Below are 26,041 nucleotides of genomic sequence, written 5' to 3'. Positions count from 1 at the left end.
ATCGGAAACGCGCGGGGGCTGGTGGGAGGCGAAGGGGCGAAGATCGGCTCCGGCTACGTCAGGTCGAGGTCAGCGGCGCAGCTCATACGCGTACGCGTCCTCGCCTTCGCCGACCTTGACGAACCCGGCCCGTTCGAGCACGGCCCGCGAGGGGGCGTTGGCGTGTTCGACGGTGGCGAACAGACGTCGTACGTCGTCCCGGGCCAGCGCCCAGTCCGCCAGCGCGCGCAGCGCCTCGGTCGCGTAGCCGTGGCCGCGGGCGGCGGGAACGAGGTCGTAGCCGATCTCGCTACGGCCGTCCTCGTCGGGCGAGGCGTGGAAGCCCATGCTGCCGATCGCCCGGCCGTCCGCCCGCCGCACGAGGACGTAGAGCCCGAACTCCGGCCGGTGCACGCCGCGTTCGGACGCCCGCACGAGCATTCCGGCCGCGTCCCGCGTCCCCTGGAACGGCCCGCCGTCGAGCCAGCGGAACCCGCCGTCGCCGCCCGCCCGCAGATCGGCGGCGGCGACGGGAACGACGGGGACGAGGGTGAGCCGGGCGGAGGGGACGAGGGCGGCCGGGAGGCGCGGGGTGCTCATGAGGTCAGCAGCTCCAGCTCGCCCCGCAGGTTGTACCGGGCCGTCGCCTCCCACTGGGCCGCCCCGTACGGCGTCCTGAACAGTCTCGGCAGGTCGAGGAGTTGACGCAGGATCGCGGCGCGGCCGGTGCGGAAGGCGTCGCTGGGCACGAAGTGGTACTCCTCGCGGACGGCGGCGGTGTAGGCGGCGTACGCGGACGGCGGCGCGGCGAGGATCGCGAGGTCGGCGTCGCACAGGACCTGGCCGTCGCGGTCGTCGTCGGCCGGGTCGTGGGTGACGGTGAGGCGGACGAGCCGGGCGACCTCGGCGGTCTTGCCCGCCGGCGCCCCGGCCTCCGCCAGCGCCCGCTCCGCGAGCCGGGCGGACCGCTCCTCGTTCTCGGAGCGGTCGGGGAGGTAGACCGCGTCGTGGAACCAGGCGGCGAGGCGTACGACGTCCGGGTCGTCGGCGTGCGTCTCGAGTACGTCGATGTGGTCGAGGACCGCGGTGAGGTGCGTGAGCGTGTGATAGCGGCGCTGCGGCTCCTGCCAGCGGGCGAGGAGGGCGTCGGCGTAGGGCGTCGGGTCGGGGGCGTCGCCGGAGTCGCCACGGCTGGGGTCGGGGTCCTGGACTCGTTCCGGGGCTCGGACTTCTTCCGGGCCCCGGGCTCCTTCCAGGGCGCGGGCGAAGCGGGTGCGCAGGGCGTCTGGGTCGGCCATGACCTCATTCTCGCGCGCCGGGGCGTATTCTTGAATTGGACTAGACCTGTATGCCCGTAGCCGCCCGTCGAACGCCGACGGCCGTTGACGAATGGGGTCCCATGAGCAAGCGTGCAGTCCTGGAGGTGATCGCCCTCGACGTCGAGGACGCGGTCGCCGCCCAGGCCGGAGGCGCGGACCGCCTCGAACTGGTCACCGACATGGCCGCGGACGGGCTCACCCCGCCCGTCCCGGCCTTCGCCGCGATCCGCGCAGCCGTCGATCTCTCGCTGCGCGTGATGCTGCGGTCGGCGGACGGGTTCGCGGCGGGGGACGTCGAGCGTTTGGTACGCGTCGCGTACCAACTGCGGGAGGCCGGGGCCGAGGAGTTCGTACTCGGGTTCCTCGACGCGGAGGGGGCGGTGGACCTGCCCGCCGTGGAGCGGATCGCCGCCGAGCTGGACGGCTGCCGCTGGACGTTCCACCGGGCGCTCGACCACGCCGTCGACCGCGACGCCCTGCGCAAGCAGCTGGACGGCGTACCGGGACTGGACGCCTACCTCACGGCCGGCTCGGCGACGGGCGTCGACGAGGGCCTGCCCACCCTCCTCGCGGAGGCGGCGCAGACCGGCCGACAGGGGTACGGGCAGCAGCTCCTCGTGGGAGGAGGACTGCGCCTCGATCACCTGCCGGTCCTGACGGCGGCCGGGATCGACGCCTTCCACATCGGCGGAGCGGCCCGGCCCGACGGCTGGGCCGGACCGGTGTCGGCGGCGGCGGTGGGGGAGTGGCGGAAGGCGCTGGACGAGGGGTAGGTCCCCCGCCCCCGTAGACCCCGTAGGTCCCGTAGGTCCCGTAGCCCCCGTAGTCCCCCGTAGGGGGCCTGCCAGGGGGCTGGGGTTCAGTCGGCGAGCTGCTCCGGCAGCGCCGCCGCGTGGGTGACGATCAGCCCCGACACCGCACGGGTCAGCGCCACGTACAGCCGCCGCAGCCCCGTCCGCTCGTCCGGCTCGCCGTCGACGACGGCCCCGGGCTCGTCGAGCACCACGTAGTCGTACTCCAGGCCCTTGGCCAGGGAGGCCGGGACCAGGGTGAGCCGGGTGTCCTGGGTGGTCTCCTCGCCGGGGGCCAGGAATCCGATGCCCGCCCCGGTGAGCGCCTCGGCCAGCGCCGGGATCCGGGCGTCGGCGGCGATGAGACCGGTCGACCCTTCGTTGCGCAGCAACTCCTCGCAGGCGGCGACCACTTCGGCCGTGTCACCGATCGGACGGAGGTCGAAGAAGCCCGGATTCTCCCGCACCGACGCCACCGGCGTGAGGCCGGGCGCGATGTACGGCAGCAGCCGGGAGGCGTAGGTGATGACGTCCGTCGGCACCCGGAAGCCGGCCGTCAGCTCCTCGATGACCGCGTCGGACTTGCCGAGGTGGGTGAGAGCCTCCTCCCAACTCCGGGTCGCCCAGGGCGTGGTGCCCTGCGCCAGGTCGCCGAGGACGGTCGCCGAGCCGGTGGTGCAGCGCCGGCCGACCGCCCGGTACTGCATCGGGGACAGGTCCTGCGCCTCGTCCAGGACGACGTGCCCGAGGGAGTGCGTGCGCTCGACGAGGTCGGTCGTCTCGTCGATCAACACCGCGTCCGCGGGCGACCACTTGGCCGACTTCACGCTCCGCACGGCCCTCTTCCCGGACCCGGGCAGCGCCCACAGGATCGTCTTCTGCTCGTCCTCGTCGAGGATCCCCTCCGCGTGCACGGCGAGGAACTCCGCGTCGGTGAGCAGCCGCAGGACCAGTTTGGCGGGGTCGACCGGCGGCCAGATGGCCTTGACGGCCGCCTTCACCGCGGTGTTGCGGGCGACGGCGTCCTGCACGCGGTCGTCCGGGGCCTCGCCCGAGCGCTCCATCTGCACCAGCACGGCGTGCGCGATGCGCTGCGGGAGGGCCTCGCGGGCGGCCCCGTAGCGGATGTCCCGGTCGAGCAACTCGCCGACGATGACCTCCAGTTCGTACGCCGGGACCCGCCACCGGCGGGAGCCGCGCACCACGAGGACCTGCTCGGTCGGCATCGTCACATGCGAGTAGACGGCCCGTCGCAGCACCTCCGCCATTCTGGCGTCGCCCTTGACGACCGCGGCCGCCGAGTCGTCGACGCCCTGCACCTCCACATGGGCGACGAGATCGTCCACGGTCGCCTGGCGCACCGTCAACTCGCCCAGCGTGGGTAGGACCTGCTCGATGTAGTGCAGGAAGGACCGGTTCGGCCCGATGACCAGGGTCCCGGTGCGGGCGAGCCGCTCGCGGTGGGCGTAGAGGAGGTAGGCGACCCGGTGCAGGCCGACGGCGGTCTTCCCGGTGCCGGGACCGCCCTGCACACACACGGATCCGCCGAGCCCGCTGCGTACGATCTCGTCCTGCTCGGGCTGGATGGTCGCGACGATGTCGCGCATCGGGCCGACGCGTGGACGCTCGATCTCCTGCTGGAGCAGCTTGCTGGTGCGCGCGTGCTCCTGCGGGTCGGAGAGGTGCTCGTCCTCGTACGCGGTGAGGTCGCCGCCGGTGTAGCCGAAGCGGCGGCGCAGCCCGACGTCCATCGGGTCCTTCTTCGACGCCCGGTAGAACGGCTGCGAGACCGGCGCACGCCAGTCGATCACCATCGGATCGCCTTCGCCGTCGTGCACATGCCGACGCCCGATGTAGAACTGCTCGCCCTCGGCCCCCTCCGCCTGCTCCGCGCCGGGCGCGTGCAGGTAGTCGAGCCGCCCGAAGAACAGCGGGGTGTGGCTGAGGTCGGCGAGGGCCTTGATCCGCTCGCCGATCTGGCGCTCCAGGATCTGGGCGTTCACCCAGTTCGCGGCGACGTCGCGGATGTCGAGGTTCTGCACGTCCTCGCGCATCGCGCGCAGAGCGGCACGGGAGGAGGCCAGGTGGGCGCGCTCACGGGAGAGCGGATCGCCGGGGGTGTCGTCGACGACGGGCGTGGACAAGGGGGTGCCTCCGGGCCGGCTGATGGGGTGGCTGCGGGATGCCGCCCGGTTTCCGTCCGGTCGGCGGCGCTCCGTGAAGGGAGGCGGGCAAGAGCGGAGATTGTAGGCGGGCGGGGGAGGCGGACGCCAACGGGTTTTCCGCCGCCGGTTCCTCCGCCCCCTAGGGGACACAGACCTCCCAGGGCCTCCTCCCCGAGGGGAAGGGATCCCCCGTAAGGCGTACAGGCGCAGTGTGCAACGGGGCACCGGAGACCGATGCCCCCCTTATGCCCCGGAATCCATCATGGAGACATGAGCACAGCGACCATCACCCCGGCCCCCGGTCGCCCCTCCGGCGCGACCCCTCTCTCCGACACCCACCACCACCGCCTCGGCGACGCCCTGCGCGCCGTGAAGGTCTTCGCCGTCGCCGCCTTCGAAGTGATCGTCCTGGGCGAGTACGCGGAGGAGGCGGGCGTGCGCCGCAGGTGAGCCCTGCCGACGCGTCCGCGGATCACCCGTACCCGGGTGGCTCAGCCCTCCGCTGCTCGGCGGCTCAGCCCTCCGCCAGGAGTTCGTCCGCGTCCATGATGCGGTACGCGTAGCCCTGTTCGGCCAGGAAGCGTTGGCGGTGGGCGGCGAAGTCCTGGTCGATGGTGTCGCGGGCGACGACCGAGTAGAAGTGGGCCTGGTGGCCGTCCGACTTGGGGCGCAGGACGCGGCCCAGGCGCTGTGCCTCCTCCTGGCGGGAGCCGAAGGTGCCCGACACCTGGATGGCGACCGTCGCCTCCGGCAGGTCGATCGAGAAGTTCGCGACCTTGGACACCACGAGCACGCTGATCTCGCCCTCCCGGAAGGCGTCGAAGAGCTTCTCGCGCTGGGCGTTGGAGGTCTCGCCCTTGATCACGGGGGCGTTCAGATGCTCGCCCAGCTCGTCGAGCTGGTCGATGTACTGCCCGATGACGAGGATCTGCTGCCCGGCGAACCGCCGCACGATCGCCTCCGTCACCTTCCGCTTCGTCGCGGTCGTCGCACAGAAGCGGTACTTCTCCTCCGCCTCGGCGGTCGCGTACGCGAGCCGCTCGGAGTCGGTCAGATTGACCCGTACCTCCACGCAGTCGGCGGGCGCGATGTACCCCTGCGCCTCGATCTCCTTCCACGGCGCGTCGAACCGCTTGGGCCCGATGAGCGAGAAGACGTCCGACTCGCGCCCGTCCTCCCGCACGAGGGTCGCGGTCAGACCGAGCCGCCGCCGCGCCTGGAGGTCGGCGGTGAACTTGAAGACGGGGGCGGGGAGCAGGTGCACCTCGTCGTAGACGATGAGCCCCCAGTCCCGGGAGTCGAACAGCTCCAGGTGCGGGTAGACGCCCTTCCGCCGGGTCGTCAGCACCTGGTAGGTGGCGATGGTGACCGGTCGGATCTCCTTCTTCGTCCCGCTGTACTCGCCGATCTCCTCCTCGGTCAGCGAGGTCCGCTTCACCAGCTCGTGCTTCCACTGCCGGGCGGACACGGTGTTGGTGACGAGGATCAGCGTGGTCGACTTGGCCTGCGCCATGGACCCGGCCCCGACCAGGGTCTTCCCGGCGCCGCAGGGCAGGACCACGACCCCGCTCCCGCCGTGCCAGAAGTTCTCCACGGCCTGCTTCTGATACGGCCGCAGCGCCCACCCGTCCTCGGCCAGCTCGATCGGATGCGCCTCCCCGTCGACGTACCCCGCGAGGTCCTCGGCCGGCCAGCCCAGCCTCAGCAGCGTCTGCTTGATCTGCCCGCGCTCGGAGGGGTGCACGACGACGGTGTCCGGGTCGATCCGGGCCCCGACCAGCGGCGCGACCCGCTTCGAGCGCAGGATCTCCTCCAGCACCGGCCGGTCGGTGGTCGTCAGCACCAGCCCGTGCGCCGGATGCTTGCTCAGCGTCAGCCGCCCGTACCGGTCCATCGTCTCGGCGATGTCCACCAGCAGCGCGTGCGGCACCGGATACCGGCTGTACTGCACGAGCGCGTCCACGACCTGCTCGGCGTCATGCCCGGCCGCCCGCGCGTTCCACAGCCCCAGCGGCGTCAGCCGATACGTGTGGATGTGCTCCGGCGCCCGCTCCAGCTCCGCGAACGGCGCGATGGCCCGCCGACACTCGCCGGACTGCTCGTGGTCGACCTCCAGGAGCAGGGTCTTGTCGGACTGGACGATGAGTGGACCATTCACGTACGTAACATCCCTTCCGCACCGGACCGAGGCATCGGACCAAACCTCCAGTGTGCCTTACGGCGCGTCGGAACGGGGGTGCGCTCTTCCCGGGCCGCCCCGGGCTGCCCGCGCGCGATCACCAGGCCGCCCCCGCGCGATCACCAAGCCGCCCCCGCGCGATCACCAAGCCGCCCCCGCGCGATCACCAGGCCGGACACCCGGGCAACCATGCGCACCCTCCGGGTGTCTGAACGGGGGAGCAGCGCGGCTGCGTACGACGTGGTGAGGGGGCACGGTATGTCGGTCCTCAGATGGGCAACCGGCGTGGGAGCCGTGGTGGTGCTGGTGGGCACCGGCGGCTGGGTGATGTGGCCGGCGGCGGACGTCGACGCCCGGCTGTGGGGCGAGGTGCGGCCGGTGATCGAGGCCGGGCTCGTCGCCGAGGCGCGCGGCAGCGGATACGGCGAGACCGAGCCCGCCCTCGAGTCCCGCTGGTTCTGCCGGGCGGACGCGCTCGACCTGGCGGAGCACGAGGACGAGGTGCGGGCCGGCGTCAACACGCTGTGCGTCGAGTACGGCGTGCGCGGCGACTCCCTGGTGGAGTGCAGCGGCGCGCAGTTCCCGCAGGTGGTGCGGCTGAAGCGGGACGCGGACGCGGACGGCGGCTACCGGATCGTGTCCCGGGAGGAGGCCCCCGACGGCGAGGGGAACGCCGGATGGACCAAGGCCCACTTCGGCGTCCTCGCCGCATGGACGGTCCAGGACGAGATGTCGTCCCAGGGCCTGGAGACCGCGGCCCGCGCCCACTTCGGCCTCCCCGCGGACGCCTCCGTCGGCGACTGCTGAGCCCAGGCCGCCGAGCCCCAGTCGCCGAGCCCAGCCGCTGAGCCCCGGCCGCCGAGCTCTCGGCCGCTGGGCCTCGCCGCCGCTACTCCTCCGCCAGCTCCGCCACCCCCGTGATCCGGTGCAGCGGATACGTGCGTACCTCGTCCGCCGTGTGGTCGTACGCCGTCACGAAGCCGCCCTCGACGCGGACGGGGGCGATGACGCGCTGGCTGGCGGCGCCCTCGGCGTTGACGTAGCCGATCCACAGGGCCTCGCCGGTGAGGACGGCGGCCTGGACGGTGGCGAGGGTCTCTGCGGAGCTGGTGCGGGGGAGTTCGCCGGGGGCGAGGGCGGTCGCGTCGTCCGCCGGTTTGAGGGGGGTCGTGGCGGCGAGGTCGCCGGCCCGGATCGCGCGGATCGCCGCCGTGAGGAGCGTGCCGTCGGGAGCGGGCGGGCCGTCGGGCACCGGAGCGGGGGCCGTGCGGGGCGGGGTGCGATGGGCGAGGGCGCGGGTGATCAGGACGTCGCCCTCGGCGGACTCGGCGGCGGGCGCGAAGCCCATCGCGCGCAGGCCGTCGAGCAGCGTCGTCGGGTCGGCCTGCGTCGCGAGGACGGTCGGGGCCAGCCGGCGCAGCCGCAGACCGGCGGCGCGCTTGTCGGCGAGGATCTCGTTCAGGACGGAGTCGTCGTCGCAGCGGACGTACGCCGAGGCCGCGCCCACCCGCAGATGGCCGTGGCGACGGGCCACGTCGTCGATCAGGTACGCCAGCGGCTGCGGCACCGGCGTGCGGGAGTGCTCGGCGAGGAAGGCGTGCAGGTCGGCGGCGGCCCGGCCGGCGTCCAGGGCACGGCGTACGGAGGCGGGCGTGAAGCGGTAGACGGTCGCGCCGCCCTTGGACTCGACGTCGGCCAGGACGCCGAGCATGTCGGCCAGCGGGCGCCGCAGCGGGCCGGGGGCCACCGCGGTCAGGTCGGCCTGGAGCAGCACGTGGTCCAGGGGCTCGGGGAGGAGCGGGGCCAGGAGACGGGCGGCGGCCGCGGAGGCCACGGCCTTCTCGGTGGGGGAGAGCGCGGAAGCAAGGGCGGTGGGGGAGGGGTGTGCCGGTCCGGCGGCGGTCGCGGTCGGGACATGGCGCACAGGGAGTTTGTCGCCCGGGCTCGCCGCTCGGGTCGTCGTCCGTTCCTGATGTCCCGCCGGTGCGGGCTTCCCCTGCCGCCCGTCCGCCCTCGCCCCCAGCAACGCCCGTCCCTGCGCCGACAGCGCCCCCCGCCCGGTCATGCCGAGCATCTCCGCCTCCGTCAGGGTCCAGCGGGCCAGCCGGGTGCGCAGGTCGTCCTCGCCCTGCGGGGAGCGCGGCGGCCGTTCCCAGCGCAGCCGGGCCAGCACCGACTCAGCGTCGGGCGCGGCGCCCTCGGGGAGCGTGGCGAGCAGGGCCAGCACCCGGTGGCGCACCTCGGGCGCGGCGGAGCGGTCGAGGCCCGGGCCGAGCGCCGACAGCGTCCGTTCCTTCAGGTCCCGCCCGCCGACCAGCCCCGACGTCCGGGTCGCCGCCAGCCAGGTCTCCGCCAGCTGCGCCCAGCGCGCCGCGGCGGGCCGCTCCAGCCACTCGTCGTACGCCGGGGTCGCCGCGTACCGCTCGTCGGCCTCGCCGTCGGAGGCCAGCAGCCCGGCCCCGTACGCCAGCTCGACCCAGAACGCGGCCACCGGCTCGGACACGTCCAGGGCGACGGCCGTGCGCTTGAGGTCGCGCACGCTCAGCCCGCCGGCGCGCAGCACCGCGGGCCCGCCCTCGTCCCAGTCCTTCAGCAGCTCCTCGACGGTCGCCAGCGCCGTGTACGCCTGGCCGGCCGCGGTGGCGTCCACCACCTGGGGAGCGTGGACGGCGGCCGGCTCGACCGCCGGGGGCGCCGGCTCGGGCGTGCGGTGGGCGCGGCCCGCCCGCAGGTGCAGGGCGACCTCGCGGGGCAGGACCACCGTGCCGGGGGCCGTGGGCAGCAGCAGACCGCGGTCCAGCAGCCAGCGCAGCCGCGCGGCCGGATCATGCGTCACCTGCCCGTACGGCGGCCCCCACACCAGCCGGCGCAGCACCTCAAGGGACTCGGCCGGCGCGCCGTCGAGCAGCGCGGCCATCCTCGCGCGGTCGGTGAACAGGCCGCTCAGCGCGCCCACCGCCGACACGGAGTCGTGCGTGGACGCCAGCCCGGCCGCGGCCACGATCTCCTGGATCCGCCCCGGAGACATCCCGGCCGTCGCCTCCTGCACGCTCGGCCCGAGCCCCGTCGGGGACGGGTGCTGCGGCGACGGCGCGAGCAGCTCACGGGCGGTGCGCACCAGCCGGAGCCGGTCGTCGGAACCCCACACCAGCGCCTGCTCGCGCAAGCCCGCCACCGCACCGGGCAGCGCGGCGGCCACGTCCGGGTCGCGCCCGTCCCCGGCCGTCAGCCCCAGCAGCTCGTCGTACGTCGCCGGCTCCCCGGCGACGGCCAGCGCCTCCGCCGTCTGCAGCGCGAACCGGTCCAGCCGCTCCAGCGCGCGCACCACGGAGGCACGGGTGCCGGCCCGGGTGGCGAGCTGTGTGAGATCGGTCGGAACCGGGGTGATGAGATCGGGGCGGCTGCGCAGGAGGGCGGCCAGCGAAGCGTCGTCCCTGCCGCGGAGAGCTTCCGCGAGGGACCGGGGGGCCGGAAGGTCCTCGGTGCTCATCTTGCCCACGGTAGCGGGTGGGTACGACGCCGAGGCCCGAGTCCGTCGCCTGGGAGCCCCGTCCGGCCCCGCCGCGCGCGGTAGCGTCTCCCCGTGGGGATCGAGAGCGACCAGGTCGTCTACGAGTATCTGAGCCGTGTCGGCGACGTCGCCCAGCAGCGGCAGTTGTCGTCGGCGACGCGGATGCGGCTCGTCTCCGAGCTGCGCAACGAGATCGACCGGCGGCGCGCCAAGGCCCCCGTCGACTCGCCCGCCGCCGTCCGCCGCATCCTCGACCGGCTGGGCAGCCCGGACGACCTCGTCGCGGCGGCCGCCGACGGCGCCTCGGGCACGCCCGTCGCGCCGGGCGTGCCGTCGGCCTCCGTGCCCGTGCAGCGGGACGGCATGGAGAGGGGCGAGGAGAGGGACAAGGAGACGGCGAACCGGCCGAGGGGGCTGCGGCGGGTCGTGCCGCGGCCCCGCCCGAGCGCACCGCAGCCGTCCCCCGCCACCCCCTCCGACGCCGCGTCCCCGCCGCACCGGGCCCCCGCGCACGAGTTGGGCGACGGCACGCAGACGCCCGACTGGTGGCGGCGCGAGCCGGACCCCTTCGGTCCCGGCGAGGACGTGCCGGGGTTCGTCGGGGGCGTGGAGATCCCGGACATGCTGAGGCCGCCCAGGCCCAAGGCGGCCGAAGGCGACCCGGGAGAGCCCGGCGAGTCCGGGGACGGGGAGGGAGAGGGGGAGGAGCGGGAGCCCGCGGACGGCGATGCCGCGACCGCCCCCCGCCGCCGTCTCCTCGGACTCCTCCGCCCCGCCGGACGGACCGGACGCACCGAACGCACCGGGGGCGCCGGCTGGAGCAACCCCCTCCTCCTGATCGCCGCCTGCGCACTCGTCGCCGGTGCGGTGCTCGGCAACTGGCCCGCGCTGATCGTGGGTTGGCTCATCGCCTACGTCTCGCGCCGGCTGAGCGACCGGGAGACGAAGTGGGCGGTCATGGGACTGCCGGGGCTGGCGGCGGCGGCCGGACTCGTCTGGCTGTGGGGCCGTGGCGACGGCCGCTGGGGCGACCCCATCGCCGAGGGCCAGATGAACGACGCGATCGCCCAGACCTGGCCCTGGGTGGTGCGGGGCGCCGCCGTCGCCTCGGCGCTGTTCCTGGTCTGGCGGTCGCAGCGACGGCGCTAGCGCAAACAACGGAAACAGCCGCAGACGGCGGAGACGGCGGAATCAGCCGGAATCAGCGGAATCAGCCGGAGGCAACCGGAGACGGCGGAGACGGCCGGAGGCAGCTGGAGACAGCTTGAGACGGCGGAAACAGTCACGAACAAGGCCGGTAGAAAACCAATTCCGGCCGTTTCCGCCGACCGGACACAATGGCTCCCATGACCCTCGCTCCGCCGTTCACCGTCGGCTTCGACCTCGACATGACCCTCATCGACTCCCGGCCCGGCATCCGCTCCTGCTACGTGGAACTGGCCGAGCGGACGGGGACGTACATCGACGCCGATCTCGTGGTCACCCGGCTGGGGCCGCCGTTGGAGGAGGAGATGGCCCACTGGTTCCCGCCGGAGCGGATCGCGTCCGTGGCCGACCTCTACCGCGAGATCTACCCCGCGTACGCCGTCCCCGGCACCCATGCGATGCCCGGCGCCCGCGAAGCGGTCGAGGCCGTGCAGGAGGCCGGCGGGCGGGCGATCGTCGTCACCGCCAAGTGGGAGCCCAACGCCCGGCTGCACCTGGAGCACCTCGGCATCCCCGCCGACGCCCTCGTCGGCAACCTGTGGGCCGAGCGGAAGGCGGACGCCCTGCGTACGCACGGGGCGAGCGTGTACGTCGGCGACCACGTGGGCGACGTACGCGGCGCGCGCACCGCCGAGGCGCTGTCGGTCACCGTGCCGACGGGGCCGTGCGGCGCGGACGAGCTGCGGGCGGCCGGCGCGGACGTGGTCCTCGCCGACCTCACGGAATTCCCCGCCTGGCTCTCCGGCTACCTCGCGGCCTCGCGCGCCTGACGCCGTCCGGCGGCGACGGACCGGAGCACCCCCGCGCCCGCGATCAGGAACCCGACGCCCATGAGCATGCTCAATCCGAACATGTACGTCGGAAATGGCGTCGTGCCGAGGAACAACGGGGCGACGGTGACGAGTGTGGCCACCGCACCGGCGAAGAACACGATGGCACCGGCACGGATCAGTCGGTCACCGGGAGCGGCGGAATTCGTTTGGGTTTTGTCACGCACCGGACCAGGGTAGTTCCCAGCCCTGAGGAACAACCGGGGGACGTCTTGTCACCGGCCCGAAGACCATTAGCCTTGGTACCGGCGGGTCATGGTCGACCCGCCCAAGTGCTGTCCAGAGCCGTTCCACAACGGCTTTGGAGTTGTTTCCGAAGCAGTTTTCCGACGAGTACGAGGACGAGGACAGACGTGCCTACCGGCAAGGTCAAGTGGTTCAACACCGAGAAGGGCTTCGGCTTTCTCTCCCGCGACGACGGCGGTGACGTCTTCGTCCATTCCTCGGTCCTCCCCGCCGGAGTCGAGGCACTGAAGCCGGGCCAGCGAGTGGAGTTCGGCGTCGTCGCCGGACAGCGCGGCGACCAGGCGCTCTCCGTCGTCATTCTCGACCCGACCCCCTCGGTCGCGGCCGCCCAGCGCAAGAAGCCCGACGAACTCGCCTCCATCGTCCAGGACTTGACGACCCTCCTCGAGAACATCACCCCGATGCTCGAGAAGGGCCGCTACCCCGAGAAGAATTCCGGCAAGAAGATCGCCGGTCTACTGCGCGCGGTCGCGGACCAGTTGGACGTATAGCCCTTCAGGCAGCCCTTCAGACGAAGGCAAGTCGAGCGCACCACGGCCGAGGGGCGGCGCCAGCCCCTCGGCCGCCGCGCGTGTCCGCTCTTTTCCGCCGCCCTTGCACCGCTTCGCGGGCTGCGGGCGGCTGCGCCGAACTCCGTCCGGCGGCTCCGATGACCGACCGGCTCACGGAAACGACAGGGCCTCGGGCCCGAGCGCAGGCACCAGCCCCTCGGCCGCCGCGCGTGTCAGCAACCCCCGGACCGCCGCGTAGCCGTCCTCGCCGAGTTCGGCCGTGAACTCGTTGACGTACAGGCCGATGTGCTGGTCGGCGACGGTCGGGTCCATTTCCTGGGCGTGTTCCATGACGTACGGGCGGGAGACCTCGGGGGCGTCCCAGGCGGCCCGTACGGAGGTGCGGATCGAGTCGGCGAGCCGCGTCAGCGTGTCCGTGCCCAGGGAGCGCTTGGCGATGATCGCGCCGAGGGGGATGGGCAGGCCGGTGGTGGACTCCCAGTGCTCGCCCATGTCGGCCAGCTTGTGCAGGCCGTAGTTCTGGTACGTGAAGCGGGCCTCGTGGATGACGAGTCCCGCGTCGACCTTCCCGTCCCGTACGGCCGGCATGATCTCGTGGAACGGCATGACGACGACCTCGCCGACGCCTCCGGGGACGGTGTCCGCCGCCCAGAGCCGGAACAGCAGGTAGGCGGTCGACTTCTCGCTGGGCACCGCGACCGTTCGGCCGGTGAGGTCGACCCCCGCCTCCCGCGTGAGCACCAGCGGCCCGCAGCCCCGCCCCAGCGCGCCCCCGCAGGGCAGCAGCGCGTACGCGTCGAGGACGTACGGCAGCACGGCGTACGACACCTTCAGCACGTCGAACTCGCCGCGCTCGGCCATGCCGTTGGTGACGTCGATGTCCGCGAAGGTCACGTCGAGCGCGGGCGCGCCCGGCACCCGGCCGTGGGCGAGGGCGTCGAAGACGAACGTGTCGTTCGGGCAGGGGGAGTACGCGATCTGAAGCGGCTGCCGCGGCCCTTCCGGCTGCTCGGACCGCTCCGGTCGCTCGCCGGCGGTCAGGACGCCGGCGGTCAGGACGCCGGTGGTCTGGTCAGCGGTGGTCTGGTCACTGGTGGTCATACGGGTTCCAACGGTTGAGGACGGGCGCGAGCTTCCCGAAACCGGTTTCCAGGGCTTTCAGGGCGTCGGCGACGCGCCAGGCGGCGCGGTCGCGCGGACCCACCGGGTTGGAGACCGCGCGCAGCTCCAGGACGGGCGTGCCGTGCAGGGCGGCCGCCTCGGCGACCCCGAAGCCCTCCATGGCCTCGGCCAGGGCACGCGGATGGCGCGCGCGAAGGGCGGCGGCGCGGGCGGCGGTGCCGGTGACCGTGGAGACGGTCAGGACGGCGCCGGTGCGCGCTCCGGTGACGGCCGCCGCTTCCCGTACGAGGGACTCGGGGGGACGGTGGGTGACGGCGCCGAAGCCCAGCTCGGTGACCGGCAGGAAGCCGTCGGCGGTCTCGGCGCCCAGGTCGGCGGCGGTGATCTCGTCGGCGACGACGAGGGAGCCGACGGGCGCGTCCGGGGCGAAGCCGCCGGCGATGCCCGCGGACACCACGAGGGTGTACGGGGCGCCCTCGAGGGCGGCGGCGGTGAGCGCGGCGGAGACGGACGCCGCGGCGAGCGCGGGGCCCACCCCGGCGGCGAGGACGTCGAACGCCGGGTCGGGGCGGTGCAGCGTCACACCGGCGGGCAGGCCCGGCGGGCGCACCTCGTGGGCGGGGTCCGGGGCCGTGAACGCCCGTGCCACCGCGTCCCGTTCGGCGGGGACCGCGGTGGCCACGAGGATGCGCGTGACGTGCGTGGCATGCGTGTCGACGCGCGTGTCGGACGTGATCAGTCGTCCTTCTTCAGCTTGAACGACCACAGACCGGTCGCCGTCTGGCTGTCCTTCTTGCCGTCGCCCGCCTTGATGGTGACGAGGGTGGAGTTGCCCTGGGCGCCGTACTGGGCGTTGAAGAACACGCTGCCCGGGATCGTGCGGTAGGTCTTGTCGCTGTCCTCGGTGAGCGGCTGACCGTTCATCAGGATCGTCCAGCGCTTGTCCGCGACGTCGGGGTCGACGCCGAAACGGACGGTCTCGTCGGGGTCGACGCTGATGGACTTGATGTCCGTGTCCTTGAGGCACTTCGTCAGGGCCGCCGCGTTGAGGGCCGTGTCCTCGCCGCCGCAGGTGGCCTCCGAGCTGACCGACGAGCGGCCGACGGTGATCGTGGACAGCGGGGTGGGCTTGTCGCAGGCCGACAGGACGAGCAGTCCGGCGGAAACGGCGCCGGCGGCGGCGACGGCGCGGCGACGTCGCACAGCGCTGTGTACATCAGCGGCTCCGCCGCGAGGCATCGTGGTCATGGCGGAAGGCTATCGGGCACGTCCAGCCGTCTCCCTACGTGGGGTGCGGCGTGCCTGTGTGTTAGGCCACGCGGGCACGGAAACACCCCGAAACCCGCGGAAAGCGGAAGCGCGCGGGGTCACTGCGGGGTCACCGCGGGGTCACTTCACCCTCGCCTGGGACGAGCCCCCGTGCCGGGCCGAGGACAGCAGGCCGCGGGCGGTGGTCACCCAGCCGAGGGCGACGACCGCGGCCGCCACCGACAGGCCCAGCGTGCCGTTCAGCGGCATCACGATGCCGACCGCGCCCCCGAACACCCAGCACACCTGGAGCATCGTCTCCGAACGGGCGAACGCCGACGTGCGCACCAGTTCCGGCACGTCCCGCTGGATCAGCGCGTCCAGGGACAGCTTGGCGAGGGCCTGGGAGAACCCGGCGACCGCCGCCATGCACGCCACCAGGAACGCGCCGAAGAAGACGGCGGCGGTGAGCGTCGCGCCCAGCACGACCGCCATCACCGTCACGATGATCAGCTCCGGCGCCTTGGAGCGCAGCCAGGACCCCACCGCCGTGCCGAGCGCGTTGCCCACGCCCGCCGAGACGGCGACCATGCCCAGCGAGACGGCCGCGCTCTGCCCGGTCAGCGGATGCTCGCGCAGCAGGAACGCCAGGAAGAAGGTCAGAAACCCGGACAGCCAGCGCAGCGCCGCGTTGGCGCCCAGGGCGTGGGTGACGGCGATGCCGACCGTCCGCAGCCCGGGCCGCTTCACGGGATGCCGGTGCGGCCCGTGCAGGTGCTCCTCGTCCGCGGCGAGCAGCGCCACGGCCTCGCCCTTGGCGGAGTCGACCTTGCGGGGCAGCGTGAACGACAGGAACGTACCCGCGACGAAGATCACGAACGCGCCGTAGAGCGGCCAGCGCGGCCCGAGTGCCTGGAGGCCCGCCCCGACGGGCGCGGCGACGCCGGTGGCGAGCAGTCCGCCGAGGGTGACCCGGGAATTGGCTCTGACCAGGGAGAACCGGGGCGGCAGCAGGCGTGGCACGACGGCGCTTCTGACGACTCCGTACGCCTTCGAGGCGACGAGCACGCCGAGGGCGGCCGGGTACAGCTCGATGCCGCCGGTGACGACCGCGCCGGAGAGCACCAGGGCGAGCAGGGCCCGGGCGAGCATGGCGGCCGCCATCGCGGCGCGCCGGCCGTGCGGCAGCCGGTCCAGGAGCGGTCCGATGACGGGGGCCAGGACGGTGAAGGGCGCCATGGTGATGGCGAGGTAGAGGGCGACGCGCCCGCGGGCCTCGTCGGTCGGCACGGAGAAGAACACGGTGGAGGCGAGCGCGATGGTGATCATCACATCGCCGGCGCCGTTCACGGCGTGCAGCTCGATCAGTTTGCCGAGGCCGGACTCGCCGGCGCCGTGCGCGTGAGTGGCCTTGCGGATACCGCGGGCGGTGCCGGTGAACGGGAGGTGCAGGGCGCGGCCGACCGAGCGGAGGGCCCCGGCTGCCCGGCCCGAACCGCTTCCCGTCGTCCCCCTCTTGCTCCCTCTGCTCCCCTTGGCCCCACCGATCCCGGTGGCGCCCTGGGGTGTCTGCGCGGCTGCCACTCCGTCATAGTGCCCCGAGAATGATGTGTGTAGTGCGGTTACCGCGCGGATGGCGGTGTGGTTCCGGAGACCTCGGGGACGACTTGAAGCGGATCAGCGAGGGGAAACGGGCCGTCGGTGTAGGCCGAGCGTTCTCGAACAGGTAGCGTGCGTAGCGCGCCGTGGCGATCGTTCTCGGCCGCGCGCCTCCCGGCCATCCCGCAGAATGGATGACAGCAGGTGCGCCCGAGCGCGATCGGGCGCGGACGTCGACGCGGTCCCCAGGTCCGCTCCGTCCGCACCCGCCGCCTTCAGGCCGGCGCACCCGAGAGACGGCGTAGGAGAGAAGCGATACCTGTGAGCGCAGCGACCACGCGAAGCCGCACCCCCGACCGCCTGTGCGCCGAGGCCGTCGACCTCGCCCGTGCCGCAGCACAGGAGGCCGCCGCGCCCGGCGTGATCGGCGAGCACGTAGGCGTGCTGTCCGAGGGCGACCGCGTGGTCACGCACTACTTCGAGTGCAGGGAGCTGGGCTACCGCGGCTGGCGCTGGGCGGCGACCGTGGCCCGGGCCTCCCGCGCGAAGGTCGTCACGCTCGACGAGGTGGTCCTGCTGCCGGGCCCGGACGCGGTCCTGGCCCCCGAGTGGGTGCCGTGGAGCGAGCGCCTGCGCCCGGGCGACATGGGCCCCGGCGACCTGCTCCCCACCGACGCGGAGGACCTGCGTCTGGAGCCCGGCTACACCGGCGAGGACGATCCGCGCCTCCAGCCGGGCTACACCGACGCCGACGAGCCCACGCCGAACTCGCCCCTCTCCGAGGAGATGGCCGAGCTGGCGGACGTCGAGGACGCGGAGGTCACGGCGACCCCGCCGGCCGCCCTGTCCACCACCCCCCGCCGGGGCACGATCGCCGCGGTCGCCGAGGAGCTGGGCCTGCGCCGCGCCCGCGTCCTGTCCCGCTACGGACTGCACACCGCCGCCGACCGCTGGGAGGACTCCTTCGGCCCGAAGACCCCCATGGCCCAGGCGGCCCCCGCATCCTGTGTGAGCTGCGGTTTCCTGGCCCGTGTCGGCGGCTCCCTCGGCCAGGCCTTCGGCATCTGCGCCAACGAGTTCTCCCCGGCGGACGGCCGCGTGGTGTCGTTGGCGTACGGCTGTGGAGGCCACTCGGAGGCGGCGGTCATGCCGACACCGCCCCGCCCGGCGGAACCGGTCATCGACGAGACCCGGGTGGACCCGTTCCCCCTGCGGCCCGCCCCGGACTCGGGCTCGGTGCCCGCGGCGACGGCGGCGGACGAGGAATCGGCGGAGCTGGGGCACTCCTGATCCCGGAACCCTGGTTCCGGACGTCCAGATTCCGGACGTCCAGATTCCGGACCCCTGGCTCCGGACCTCCAGATTTCGGACCCTCTGATGCCGGGCCCCTCGATTTCGGACCCTCTGATTCCGGACCCCCGATTTCGGATCTCCTGATTCAGGGCCGCTGATCGAGGGCCGTCGGATTCCGGCTCTCCTGCTCCCAGGCCTCCGGATTCCGAGCCCTCCCAGGCATTGTTATCAGATCGTGACTCAGGGCTTCGGCTCAGCTCTCACGTCTCTCGCCCGTGCTGGGGGCGGACCGGCCTCCGGCGGGCGGTACCTTCGTCCTCACGCCGATGATGGAGAGTGAACGTGAGCAAGTTCGTGCGGCCGGCGCCCGAGGGCGCGGACCCCTTCGGCACGGCCCGCCTGCGTCGCGGAGTGCTGGACGCCTGGGCCACGAGTCCCGCCCGTTTCCGGGAGGACGCCAACGCCGAGGAGGACCTCGTCCTCGGCGGGTACCGGGACCGCCTCGTCGTCGAGCTCGCGCAGAACGCCGCCGACGCGGCCGCCCGGGCGGGGGTGGCGGGCCGGCTGCGGCTCACCCTGCGCGACGGCGTCCTCGTCGCCGCGAACACCGGCGCGCCGCTGGACGCGGCCGGCGTCGAGTCCCTCGCCACCCTCCGCGCCTCCGCCAAGCGCGAGCCCCAGCACGCGCCCCGGCAGGAGGCCGCCCACTCGGCCGTCGGGCGGTTCGGCGTCGGGTTCGCCGCCGTGCTCGCCGTCACCGACGAGCCCGCCGTCGTCGGCCGGCACGGCGGTGTCCGCTGGGACCTCGCCGAGGCCCGCGAGCTGGCCTCCGCCACCGCCCGGCACAGCCCCGGCCTCGGCGACGAGGTCCGCCGGCGCGACGGTCACGTGCCCCTGCTCCGGCTCCCGTTCGCCGCCCAGGGCACCGCCCCGGACCCCTACGACACGGCCGTCATCCTGCCCCTGCGCGACCCGGCCGCCGCCGACCTCGCGGAGCGGCTCCTCGGCGCCGTCGACGACGCCCTCCTGCTCGCCCTGCCCGGGCTGGAGGAGGTCGTCGTCGAGATCGGCGACCAGGAGCCCCGCACCCTGCGCCGGGCCGCCGACGGCGACCTCACCGTCGTCGCGGACTCCGACCGGGGGACGACCCGCTGGCGCACCGTCGCCGCACACGGGACGCTCGACGCCGAACTGCTGGCCGACCGGCCGGTCGAGGAGCGGCTGCGGCCGCACTGGTCGGTCACCTGGGCCGTGCCGGTCGACGCCGACGGCGGCCCCGTCCGGCCCCGCACCACCCCCGTCGTGCACGCCCCCACCCCCAGCGACGAGCCCTTGGGCGTCCCCGCCCTGCTCATCGCCTCCTTCCCCCTCGACACCACCCGCCGGCACGCCGCCCCCGGCCCGCTGACCGACCATCTGGTGCAGCGCGCGGCGGACGCGTACGCCCGACTGCTCGCCGACTGGCGGCCGGTGACCGCCGAGATCATCGACCTCGTGCCCGGACCGCTGGGCAAGGGCGAGCTGGACGGGGCGCTGCGCCAGGCCCTCCTCGAACGGCTGCCGCGCACCGCCTTCCTCCCGCCCGCCGTCGAGCCCAAGGGCCCCCAGGACGAGGACGAGGTCGAGCTTCCCGAGGCCCTGCGCCCCCGCGACGCCGAGGTCGTCGAGGGCGCCGGCGCCGACACCGTACGGGTGCTCGCCGAGGTGCTGCCGACCCTGCTGCCCGCCGGGCTGGAACGGCGCGTCGAGCTGCGCACCCTGGGCGTCGCCCGGGTCCCGCTCGCCGACGCGATCGACCGGCTGGCCGGTCTGGAGAAGGACCCGGACTGGTGGCGGCGGCTCTACGACAGCCTCGCCGGCGTCGACCCCGACCGGCTCTCCGGACTGCCCGTGCCACTGGCCGACGGCCGTACGACCATCGGGCCCCGCCAGGTGCTCCTGCCCCTGGGGGACCCGGCGGACACCGCGGACGCGACGAGCGTCGACGCCGACGTCCTCGCCCGCCTCGGCCTCAAGGTCGCCCACCCGGACGCCGCGCACCCCCTCCTGGAGAAGCTCGGCGCGCTGCCCGCCACGCCCCGCGCGGTGCTGACCACCCCGCAGGTGCGGGCCGCGGTCGCCGCGTCCCTGGACGACGACGGCGGGGCCTGGGACGACCAGGACACGCCCGACGCCGAGGAACTCGCCGACACCGTCCTCGCCCTCGTCCGCGACGCGGGCCTGGAGCCCGGCGACGAGCCCTGGCTCGGCGCGCTCGCGCTGCCCGACGAGGACGGCGAACTGGTCCCCGCCGGTGAACTCGTCCTCCCCGGCAGCCCGTTCGCCTCCGTCATCCGCGAGGACGAACTCGCGTTCGTGGACGCCGAGTTGGCGGACAAGTGGGGCGAAAAGCCGCTCGCCGCCTGTGGTGTGCTCGCGAGCTTCGCGCTCGTGCGCGCCACCGACGTCGTCCTCGACCCGGACGAACTGGAGCCCAGGGAAGGCGACTTCGCCGAGCCCGACGACGCGGGTCTGCTGGACGCCGTGGACGTGTGGTGCGAGGACATCCTCGACCGCTTCCCGGACAGCCCCGTCCCGCCGGTCGCCACCGAGCTGGTCGCCGTCCGCGACCTCGACCTCGTCGACGACGACCGCTGGCCGCAGGCCCTCGCCCTGCTCGCCCAGCCGCCCCTGCGCGACGCCCTCACCCAGCCCGTCCGCATCCTCCTGCCCGACGGCACCCACGAGGTCGTACGGCCCTACACCGCCTGGTGGCTGCGCGGGAACCCCGTCCTCGACGGCCGCCGCCCGGCCGGTCTGCTCGCGGCCGGCGGCGACCCCCTCCTGCACGGCCTCTACGACGAGGCCGACGCGACCGGCTTCGACGACGAACAGGTGCTGCGCGCCCTGGGCGTACGGACGTCCGTGTCCGCGCTCCTCGACGAGCCCGGCGGCGCGGCGGAGCTCCTGGACCGCCTGGCCGACCCGGACCGCCCCGTCTCCCCCGCCCAACTCCACGGCCTCTACAGCGCGTTGGCCGAACTGGACCCGGAGCAGGTCACCCTGCCGGACGAGGTGCGGGCCGTGGTCGACGGCCGGGTGGAGGTGGTGGACGCGGCCGACGCGGTCGTCGTCGACTCCCCCGACCTGCTGCCCTTCACGGAGGGCGTCCCGCTGCTCCCCGTACGGCCCGCGCGCGCGGCCGAGCTGGCCGAGCTGTTCCAGGTCCGGCGCCTCAGCGAGTCCGTCACCGGCTCGGTCGACTCCGAGGGCTCCGAACACGACGTACCGGAGCCGGTGCGGGTGCTGCTCGGCCCGCGGACTCCCACGTCGTACGTCGAGCACGACGAACTCGTCGTCGACGGCGTCGAGATCGACTGGCGGCTGACCGACGACGCCGTCCTGCACGCCTCGACCCTGGAGGGCGTCGCCGCCGGCCTGGCGTGGGCGGCCGGGCAGTGGCCCCGCCGCTTCGAGGTCGCGGCCCTGCTGGAGGATCCCTCGCGGACGGCGGAGCTGGCGCGGGACCGCTGGTTCGACTGAGATCGAGGAAAAACGAGCGCGACGAAAGAAAACGAGCCTGAACGAAAGAAAATGTTCTTCGCCTCGTACAACCATTCACACGCGTCACGGATCTGACTTCATGAGCCAACAGGCTCCACGATCACTTGGACCCTGTCCGATGACGAGCCGCAGGGCAACTCGGGCATTCGGGATCCTTTATTTACCGGGGGATTGCATGCGCATCCGTGCCACCGTGGCCGCCGTCACCGGCGCCCTGGCTCTCTCCGCCCTCGCCGTGCCGGCCGCACAGGCCGCCGACGCCGGATCGGTCAGCCCGACCGACGCCCGCGCCGCCGTGCAGGCCGCGCGTCAGGCCGCTTCCGGCAACACCACCTTCACCGGTACCACCACCGGCACCCCTTACCCGCTGGACGCCACCTTCTCCGCCGTGAAGGTCAACAACGGCAAGCCGATCGTCGTCGGCACCACCAACAAGGTCACCGTCCCGGTGACCTACAAGGTCACGCACGCCGCCGACATCGACCTCTCGGCGGAAGACGTCTGGATCGACGTCGAGCTCTACCGCGGCGACTACGCCTCCGAGGACGGCAACATCCTCTTCGGCGACGACTGGCCGGTCTGCACCGCCGCCTCGACGACGGTCGCCAACTGCAAGGGCACCATCGACATCTACCCGGGCGAGGAGCTGACCAACGCCGACGCCACCGGCTGGAAGGCGGCCGGGTACGTCATCGACTGGAACGACCAGGACCCGCTCGACGAGAACATCGACCTCAGCAAGGTCGGCTACGCCGAGCAGTACGCCCTGGCGGGCACCAAGCTCCAGCGCTACTCCAAGCTGACGGTCAACGCCGCCCCGGAGCCGGTGAAGAAGGGCAAGACCATCACCGTCACCGGCAAGCTGACCCGCGCCAACTGGGACGACGGCAAGTACCACGGCTACACCGTCCAGCCGGTGAAGCTCCAGTTCCGCAAGAAGGGCGCCACCGCCTACACCACGGTGAAGACCATCAAGACCAACTCCACCGGCGCCCTCAAGACCACGGTCAAGGCGTCGGCGGACGGCTACTTCCGCTACAGCTTCGCGGGCACCTCGACCACCCCGGCGGTCACCACCGCGGGTGACTACGTCGACGTGAAGTAGTAGTACGCCGGAAACGTCAGCGGCCGCCCAGGGAGCCACCCTGGGCGGCCGCTCGTTTCTCTTTCCAACCCCTTACCTCTCGCCGTACAACTCGCACCATCCGTCACGGATCTCACTCAACGAGTCAACAGACTCCGAGATCACCTCTCTCCATCTGGGGAACGCACATGCGCATAGCCGCCATCGTGGCCGCCGTCACCGGCGCCGTGGCACTTTCAGCCCTCGCCGTCCCGGCCGCGCAGGCCGCCCCGGCCGGCCCCGCCGTCACCTTCTCCAAGGTCAAGGTCAACGCGGGCAAGAACATCGTGGTCGGCACCACGGCCAAGGTCACCGTCAGCGCGACCTACACGGTGACCAAGCCCGCGAGCCTGAGCGCGAGCTCCTTCGCGAGCGGCCCGGTCTTCTACCGCGGCAGCACGATCGACCTGGACGGTGACTCCTTCGGCGGCGACAACCCCGGCACGTGCACGACGGTCTCCTCGACGGTCCTGAACTGCACGGCCAAGGTCGAGTTCCGCCCGGCCTCCTCCGACGACACCGAGGACCTGACCAACGCCTTCGCGGGCACATGGAAGCTGGGCGCCCTCGCCGTGGGCAGCAACGGCGGGATCACCACGCAGACCGGCTTCGGGACCAGCAAGGTCCAGCGCCTCGCCAAGCTCACCACCGACGCCGCCCCCGAGCCGGTGAAGAAGGGCAAGACCATCACCGTCGCGGGCAAGCTGACCCGCGCCAACTGGGACACCAACAAGTACGCCGGATACGCCGCCCAGCCGGTGAAGCTCCAGTTCAAGAAGAAGGGCGCCACCGCCTACACCACGGTGAAGACCATCAAGACCAACTCCACCGGCGCCCTCAAGACCACGGTCACGGCGTCCGCGGACGGCTCCTTCCGCTACGTCTTCGCCGGCACCACGACCACCCCGGCGGTCACCTCCGCGGCGGACTTCGTCGACGTGCAGTAACACGAAGCAAGCAGTACCCCCGCTAGTCGGGAAAGCGGCGGTCGACCCACTTCCAAAGCAGTTCCAGGGCGGCCGCCGCCACCACCGAGATGCCGACGGCGATCCACGGCATCGTCATCCCCACCAGCTTCAGCGCGAAGAACTCCTGCAGCGACGGCACCGCGAGGACCAGCAGGAACGCCACGCCCATCGAGGCCACCAGCACCACCCGCCACCAGGTGTACGGCCGGGCGACGATCGCCAGCACCCACATCGAGATCAGGAACAGCGTGAGCGTCGCCGCGCTGGTCTCGGCGTCCAACGAGCCCTCGCCCGTGTAGGAGTGACGGGCGATCAGATACGTCAGGAAGGTCGCGACGCCCGCGACGACCCCACCCGGGATCGAGTACCGCATCACCCGCCGCACGAAGTGGGGCCGGGCCCGTTCCGTGTTGGGGGCGAGGGCGAGGAAGAAGGCCGGGATGCCGATGGTGAGGGTGGACAGGAGCGTCAAGTGGCGCGGCAGGAAGGGGTATTCGACCTGCCAGCACACCACCAGCAGGGCCAGCAGCACCGAGTAGACCGTCTTCACCAGGAAGAGCGTCGCCACCCGCGTGATGTTGCCGATGACCCGCCGGCCCTCCGCGACCACCGACGGCAGGGTCGCGAAGCTGTTGTTCAGCAGCACGATCTGCGCGACCGCCCGGGTGGCTTCGGAACCCGACCCCATGGCCACGCCGATGTCCGCGTCCTTCAGAGCCAGCACGTCGTTGACGCCGTCGCCGGTCATCGCGACCGTGTGCCCCCGGGACTGCAGCGCGCCGACCATGTCCCGCTTCTGCTGCGGGGTGACCCGGCCGAACACCGTGCCGTCGTCGAGCGCCCGCGCCATCCCCTCTCGGTCGGCGGGCAGCCGGCGCGCGTCCACCGTACGGCCGTCCAGGCCGAGCTTGGCGGCCACCGCCCCCACCGACACCGCGTTGTCCCCGGAGATGACCTTGGCGCGGACGTCCTGCTCGGCGAAGTAGCGCAGGGTGTCGGCGGCGTCGGGCCGCAGCCGCTGCTCCAGGACGACGAGGGCGGTGGGCCGGGCGCCCCGGGAGACGTCGGCGCGGTCCAGGTCGCCGGCGGCCCGGGCCAGCAGCAGCACCCGCAGCCCCTGCTCGTTGAGCCGCCCGGTCTCGGCGAGGGCGGGGTCGCCGTCGCCCAGCAGCACGTCCGGCGCCCCCAGCAGCCACGTACTGCTCTCCCCGTTGCCCTCGCTGAAGCTGGCGCCGCTGTACTTGCGGGCGGAGGAGAAGGGCAGGGACTCGGTGCAGCGCCAGTCCTCGGCGTCGGGATAGGCGGCGATGATCGCCTGGAGGGAGTCGTTCGGCCGCGGATCGGACTCCCCGAGCGCCCCGAGCACCCGTCGTACGTACGTCTCGTCGCCGTCGTCGAGCAGGCGCAGTTCGGTGACGTCCATGCCGCCCTCGGTGAGGGTGCCGGTCTTGTCCAGGCAGACGGTGTCGACGCGGGCGAGGCCCTCGATGGCCGGCAGCTCCTGCACCAGGCACTGTTTCCGGCCGAGCCGGATCACGCCGATCGCGAAGGCCACCGAGGTGAGGAGGACGAGGCCCTCGGGGACCATGGGGACGATGCCGCCGACGGTGCGGGCGATCGAGTCCTTGACGTCGTTGTCCTTGACGACGAACTGGGTGATGACCAGGCCGATCGCGGCCGGGACCATCATCCACGTCACGTACTTCAGGATCGTGGAGATGCCGGAGCGCAGCTCGGAGTGGACGAGGGTGAAGCGGGAGGCCTCCTCGGCGAGCTGGACGGCGTAGGCCTCGCGGCCGACCTTGGTCGCCTCGAAGGCGCCGCCGCCGGCGACCACGAAGCTCCCGGACATGACCGGGTCGCCGGGCCGCTTGACGACGGGGTCGGCCTCGCCGGTGAGCAGCGACTCGTCGATCTCCAGCCCGTCCGCCTCCACGCAGGCGCCGTCCACGACGACCTTGTCGCCGGGCCCGATCTCGATCAGGTCGCCGAGCACCAGGTCGGAGGTGCCGACCTCCACGGCGACGCCGTCGCGGCGGACCGTGGGACGGGCCTCGCCGACCACCGCGAGGGAGTCCAGGGTCTGCTTGGCCCGCCACTCCTGGATGATGCCGATGCCGGTGTTGGCGAGGATCACGAAGCCGAAGAGGCTGTCCTGGATCGGCGCGACGAACAGCATGACCAGCCACAGGACGCCGATGATCGCGTTGAACCGGGTGAAGACGTTCGCCCGGACGATCTCGCCGACGGAACGGCTGCTGCGGACGGGCACGTCGTTCACCTGACCGCGCGCGACGCGGTCCGCGACCTCGGCGGCGCTGAGGCCGGTCGCCGCCGGTGCGGATGCGGGCGCGTCGGTATGGGTCATGGAATCGACGGTACGTGCGGTTTTGCGCGCACACCCGTC

General features: G+C 73.1%; 20 protein-coding genes and 1 pseudogene. 10 read left to right on the top strand and 11 right to left on the bottom strand.

What is annotated here, in order from left to right; all coding sequences use genetic code 11:
- Nucleotides 1–69: 69 nt before the first annotated feature.
- Both OG562_RS19115 and OG562_RS19110 read right to left on the bottom strand, forming a co-directional pair.
- Nucleotides 70–552, bottom strand: a pseudogene (locus tag OG562_RS19115) (GNAT family N-acetyltransferase); the annotation flags it as partial.
- 23 nt (nt 553–575) lie between these two features.
- Nucleotides 576–1,277: a hypothetical protein gene (locus OG562_RS19110; RefSeq protein WP_266399346.1), complete on the bottom strand. Its 702-nt coding sequence runs from the start codon at nt 1,275–1,277 to the stop codon at nt 576–578.
- A gap of 101 nt (nt 1,278–1,378) precedes the next feature.
- On the opposite strand from OG562_RS19110, the gene OG562_RS19105 reads away from it, so the two are divergent.
- Nucleotides 1,379–2,071 carry a copper homeostasis protein CutC gene (locus tag OG562_RS19105; protein ID WP_266399343.1) on the top strand — a complete coding sequence of 231 codons (693 nt, stop codon included), beginning with the start codon at nt 1,379–1,381 and terminating at the stop codon, nt 2,069–2,071.
- Between the two features lie 86 nt (nt 2,072–2,157).
- Here OG562_RS19105 and OG562_RS19100 read toward each other — a convergent pair whose 3' ends face one another.
- Nucleotides 2,158–4,233, bottom strand: coding sequence for an ATP-binding domain-containing protein (locus OG562_RS19100; protein WP_266399340.1), 2,076 nt, complete (start codon nt 4,231–4,233; stop codon nt 2,158–2,160).
- Between the two features lie 291 nt (nt 4,234–4,524).
- On the opposite strand from OG562_RS19100, the gene OG562_RS19095 reads away from it, so the two are divergent.
- Complete coding sequence (locus OG562_RS19095; RefSeq protein WP_266399337.1) at nt 4,525–4,704, top strand: hypothetical protein; 180 nt, start codon at nt 4,525–4,527, stop codon at nt 4,702–4,704.
- A gap of 64 nt (nt 4,705–4,768) precedes the next feature.
- Here the strand turns inward: OG562_RS19095 and OG562_RS19090 are convergent, their stop codons facing one another.
- The gene (locus tag OG562_RS19090) at nt 4,769–6,412 is read right to left on the bottom strand and encodes a DNA repair helicase XPB (protein ID WP_266399335.1); all 1,644 of its coding nucleotides are present in this window, start codon (nt 6,410–6,412) and stop codon (nt 4,769–4,771) included.
- 279 nt (nt 6,413–6,691) lie between these two features.
- Between OG562_RS19090 and OG562_RS19085 the strand changes: the two genes are divergently transcribed.
- Nucleotides 6,692–7,240, top strand: a complete 549-nt coding sequence (locus OG562_RS19085; protein WP_266399332.1) for a hypothetical protein — start codon at nt 6,692–6,694, stop codon at nt 7,238–7,240.
- Between the two features lie 82 nt (nt 7,241–7,322).
- Here OG562_RS19085 and OG562_RS19080 read toward each other — a convergent pair whose 3' ends face one another.
- Nucleotides 7,323–9,923: a helicase-associated domain-containing protein gene (locus OG562_RS19080; protein WP_266399330.1), complete on the bottom strand. Its 2,601-nt coding sequence runs from the start codon at nt 9,921–9,923 to the stop codon at nt 7,323–7,325.
- 93 nt (nt 9,924–10,016) lie between these two features.
- Here OG562_RS19080 and OG562_RS19075 point away from each other — a divergent pair, with 93 nt between their 5' ends.
- Together OG562_RS19075 and OG562_RS19070 are read left to right on the top strand one after the other, a co-directional pair.
- The gene (locus OG562_RS19075) at nt 10,017–11,093 is read left to right on the top strand and encodes a hypothetical protein (RefSeq protein WP_266399327.1); all 1,077 of its coding nucleotides are present in this window, start codon (nt 10,017–10,019) and stop codon (nt 11,091–11,093) included.
- Nucleotides 11,094–11,281: 188 nt separating this feature from the next.
- Nucleotides 11,282–11,920 carry an HAD family hydrolase gene (locus OG562_RS19070; RefSeq protein WP_266399324.1) on the top strand — a complete coding sequence of 213 codons (639 nt, stop codon included), beginning with the start codon at nt 11,282–11,284 and terminating at the stop codon, nt 11,918–11,920.
- Here the strand turns inward: OG562_RS19070 and OG562_RS19065 are convergent.
- The gene (locus OG562_RS19065) at nt 11,896–12,147 is read right to left on the bottom strand and encodes a hypothetical protein (protein ID WP_266399322.1); all 252 of its coding nucleotides are present in this window, start codon (nt 12,145–12,147) and stop codon (nt 11,896–11,898) included. The two genes, OG562_RS19070 and OG562_RS19065, sit on opposite strands and share 25 nt — an antisense overlap.
- A gap of 186 nt (nt 12,148–12,333) precedes the next feature.
- Between OG562_RS19065 and OG562_RS46025 the strand changes: the two genes are divergently transcribed.
- Entirely contained in the window at nt 12,334–12,717 is a 384-nt protein-coding gene (locus OG562_RS46025) for a cold-shock protein (RefSeq protein ID WP_323187532.1), read from the top strand.
- A 171-nt stretch (nt 12,718–12,888) separates the two neighbouring features.
- Here the strand turns inward: OG562_RS46025 and OG562_RS19055 are convergent, their stop codons facing one another.
- From OG562_RS19055 to OG562_RS19040, 4 genes are all read right to left on the bottom strand, one after another.
- The gene (locus OG562_RS19055; protein WP_266399319.1) at nt 12,889–13,839 is read right to left on the bottom strand and encodes a 1,4-dihydroxy-6-naphthoate synthase; all 951 of its coding nucleotides are present in this window, start codon (nt 13,837–13,839) and stop codon (nt 12,889–12,891) included.
- The gene (locus OG562_RS19050) at nt 13,826–14,596 is read right to left on the bottom strand and encodes a futalosine hydrolase (protein WP_266409385.1); all 771 of its coding nucleotides are present in this window, start codon (nt 14,594–14,596) and stop codon (nt 13,826–13,828) included. The genes OG562_RS19055 and OG562_RS19050 overlap by 14 nt, the downstream gene beginning before the upstream one ends.
- Nucleotides 14,596–15,108 carry a DUF2771 domain-containing protein gene (locus OG562_RS19045; protein ID WP_266399316.1) on the bottom strand — a complete coding sequence of 171 codons (513 nt, stop codon included), beginning with the start codon at nt 15,106–15,108 and terminating at the stop codon, nt 14,596–14,598. Before OG562_RS19045 ends, OG562_RS19050 begins: the two co-directional genes overlap by 1 nt.
- A 141-nt stretch (nt 15,109–15,249) precedes the next feature.
- Complete coding sequence (locus OG562_RS19040) at nt 15,250–16,692, bottom strand: MFS transporter (protein WP_266399314.1); 1,443 nt, start codon at nt 16,690–16,692, stop codon at nt 15,250–15,252.
- Between the two features lie 336 nt (nt 16,693–17,028).
- Here OG562_RS19040 and OG562_RS19035 point away from each other — a divergent pair, with 336 nt between their 5' ends.
- The 4 genes from OG562_RS19035 to OG562_RS19020 all read left to right on the top strand — a co-directional run bounded on the left by OG562_RS19035 (nt 17,029) and on the right by OG562_RS19020 (nt 23,613).
- A complete protein-coding gene (locus OG562_RS19035; protein ID WP_266399311.1) occupies nt 17,029–17,997 on the top strand; it encodes a DUF3027 domain-containing protein in 969 nt (322 codons plus the stop codon).
- Nucleotides 17,998–18,342: 345 nt separating this feature from the next.
- Nucleotides 18,343–21,522 (top strand): sacsin N-terminal ATP-binding-like domain-containing protein, encoded by a 3,180-nt coding sequence (locus tag OG562_RS19030; protein ID WP_266399309.1) that lies wholly within the window; start codon nt 18,343–18,345, stop codon nt 21,520–21,522.
- Nucleotides 21,523–21,718: 196 nt separating this feature from the next.
- Entirely contained in the window at nt 21,719–22,648 is a 930-nt protein-coding gene (locus tag OG562_RS19025; RefSeq protein ID WP_266399307.1) for a hypothetical protein, read from the top strand.
- A gap of 167 nt (nt 22,649–22,815) precedes the next feature.
- Nucleotides 22,816–23,613, top strand: a complete 798-nt coding sequence (locus OG562_RS19020; RefSeq protein WP_266399304.1) for a hypothetical protein — start codon at nt 22,816–22,818, stop codon at nt 23,611–23,613.
- A 22-nt stretch (nt 23,614–23,635) separates the two neighbouring features.
- Here OG562_RS19020 and OG562_RS19015 read toward each other — a convergent pair whose 3' ends face one another.
- Entirely contained in the window at nt 23,636–26,002 is a 2,367-nt protein-coding gene (locus tag OG562_RS19015) for a cation-translocating P-type ATPase (protein ID WP_266399302.1), read from the bottom strand.
- Nucleotides 26,003–26,041 lie beyond the last annotated feature (39 nt).

Origin of the sequence: Streptomyces sp. NBC_01275, from assembly GCF_026340655.1 — a bacterium.
In the GTDB taxonomy this organism is placed as follows: domain Bacteria; phylum Actinomycetota; class Actinomycetes; order Streptomycetales; family Streptomycetaceae; genus Streptomyces.
Note: the sequence above shows the minus strand (reverse complement) of the source record. Positions and strands in the feature narration are given on the sequence as shown.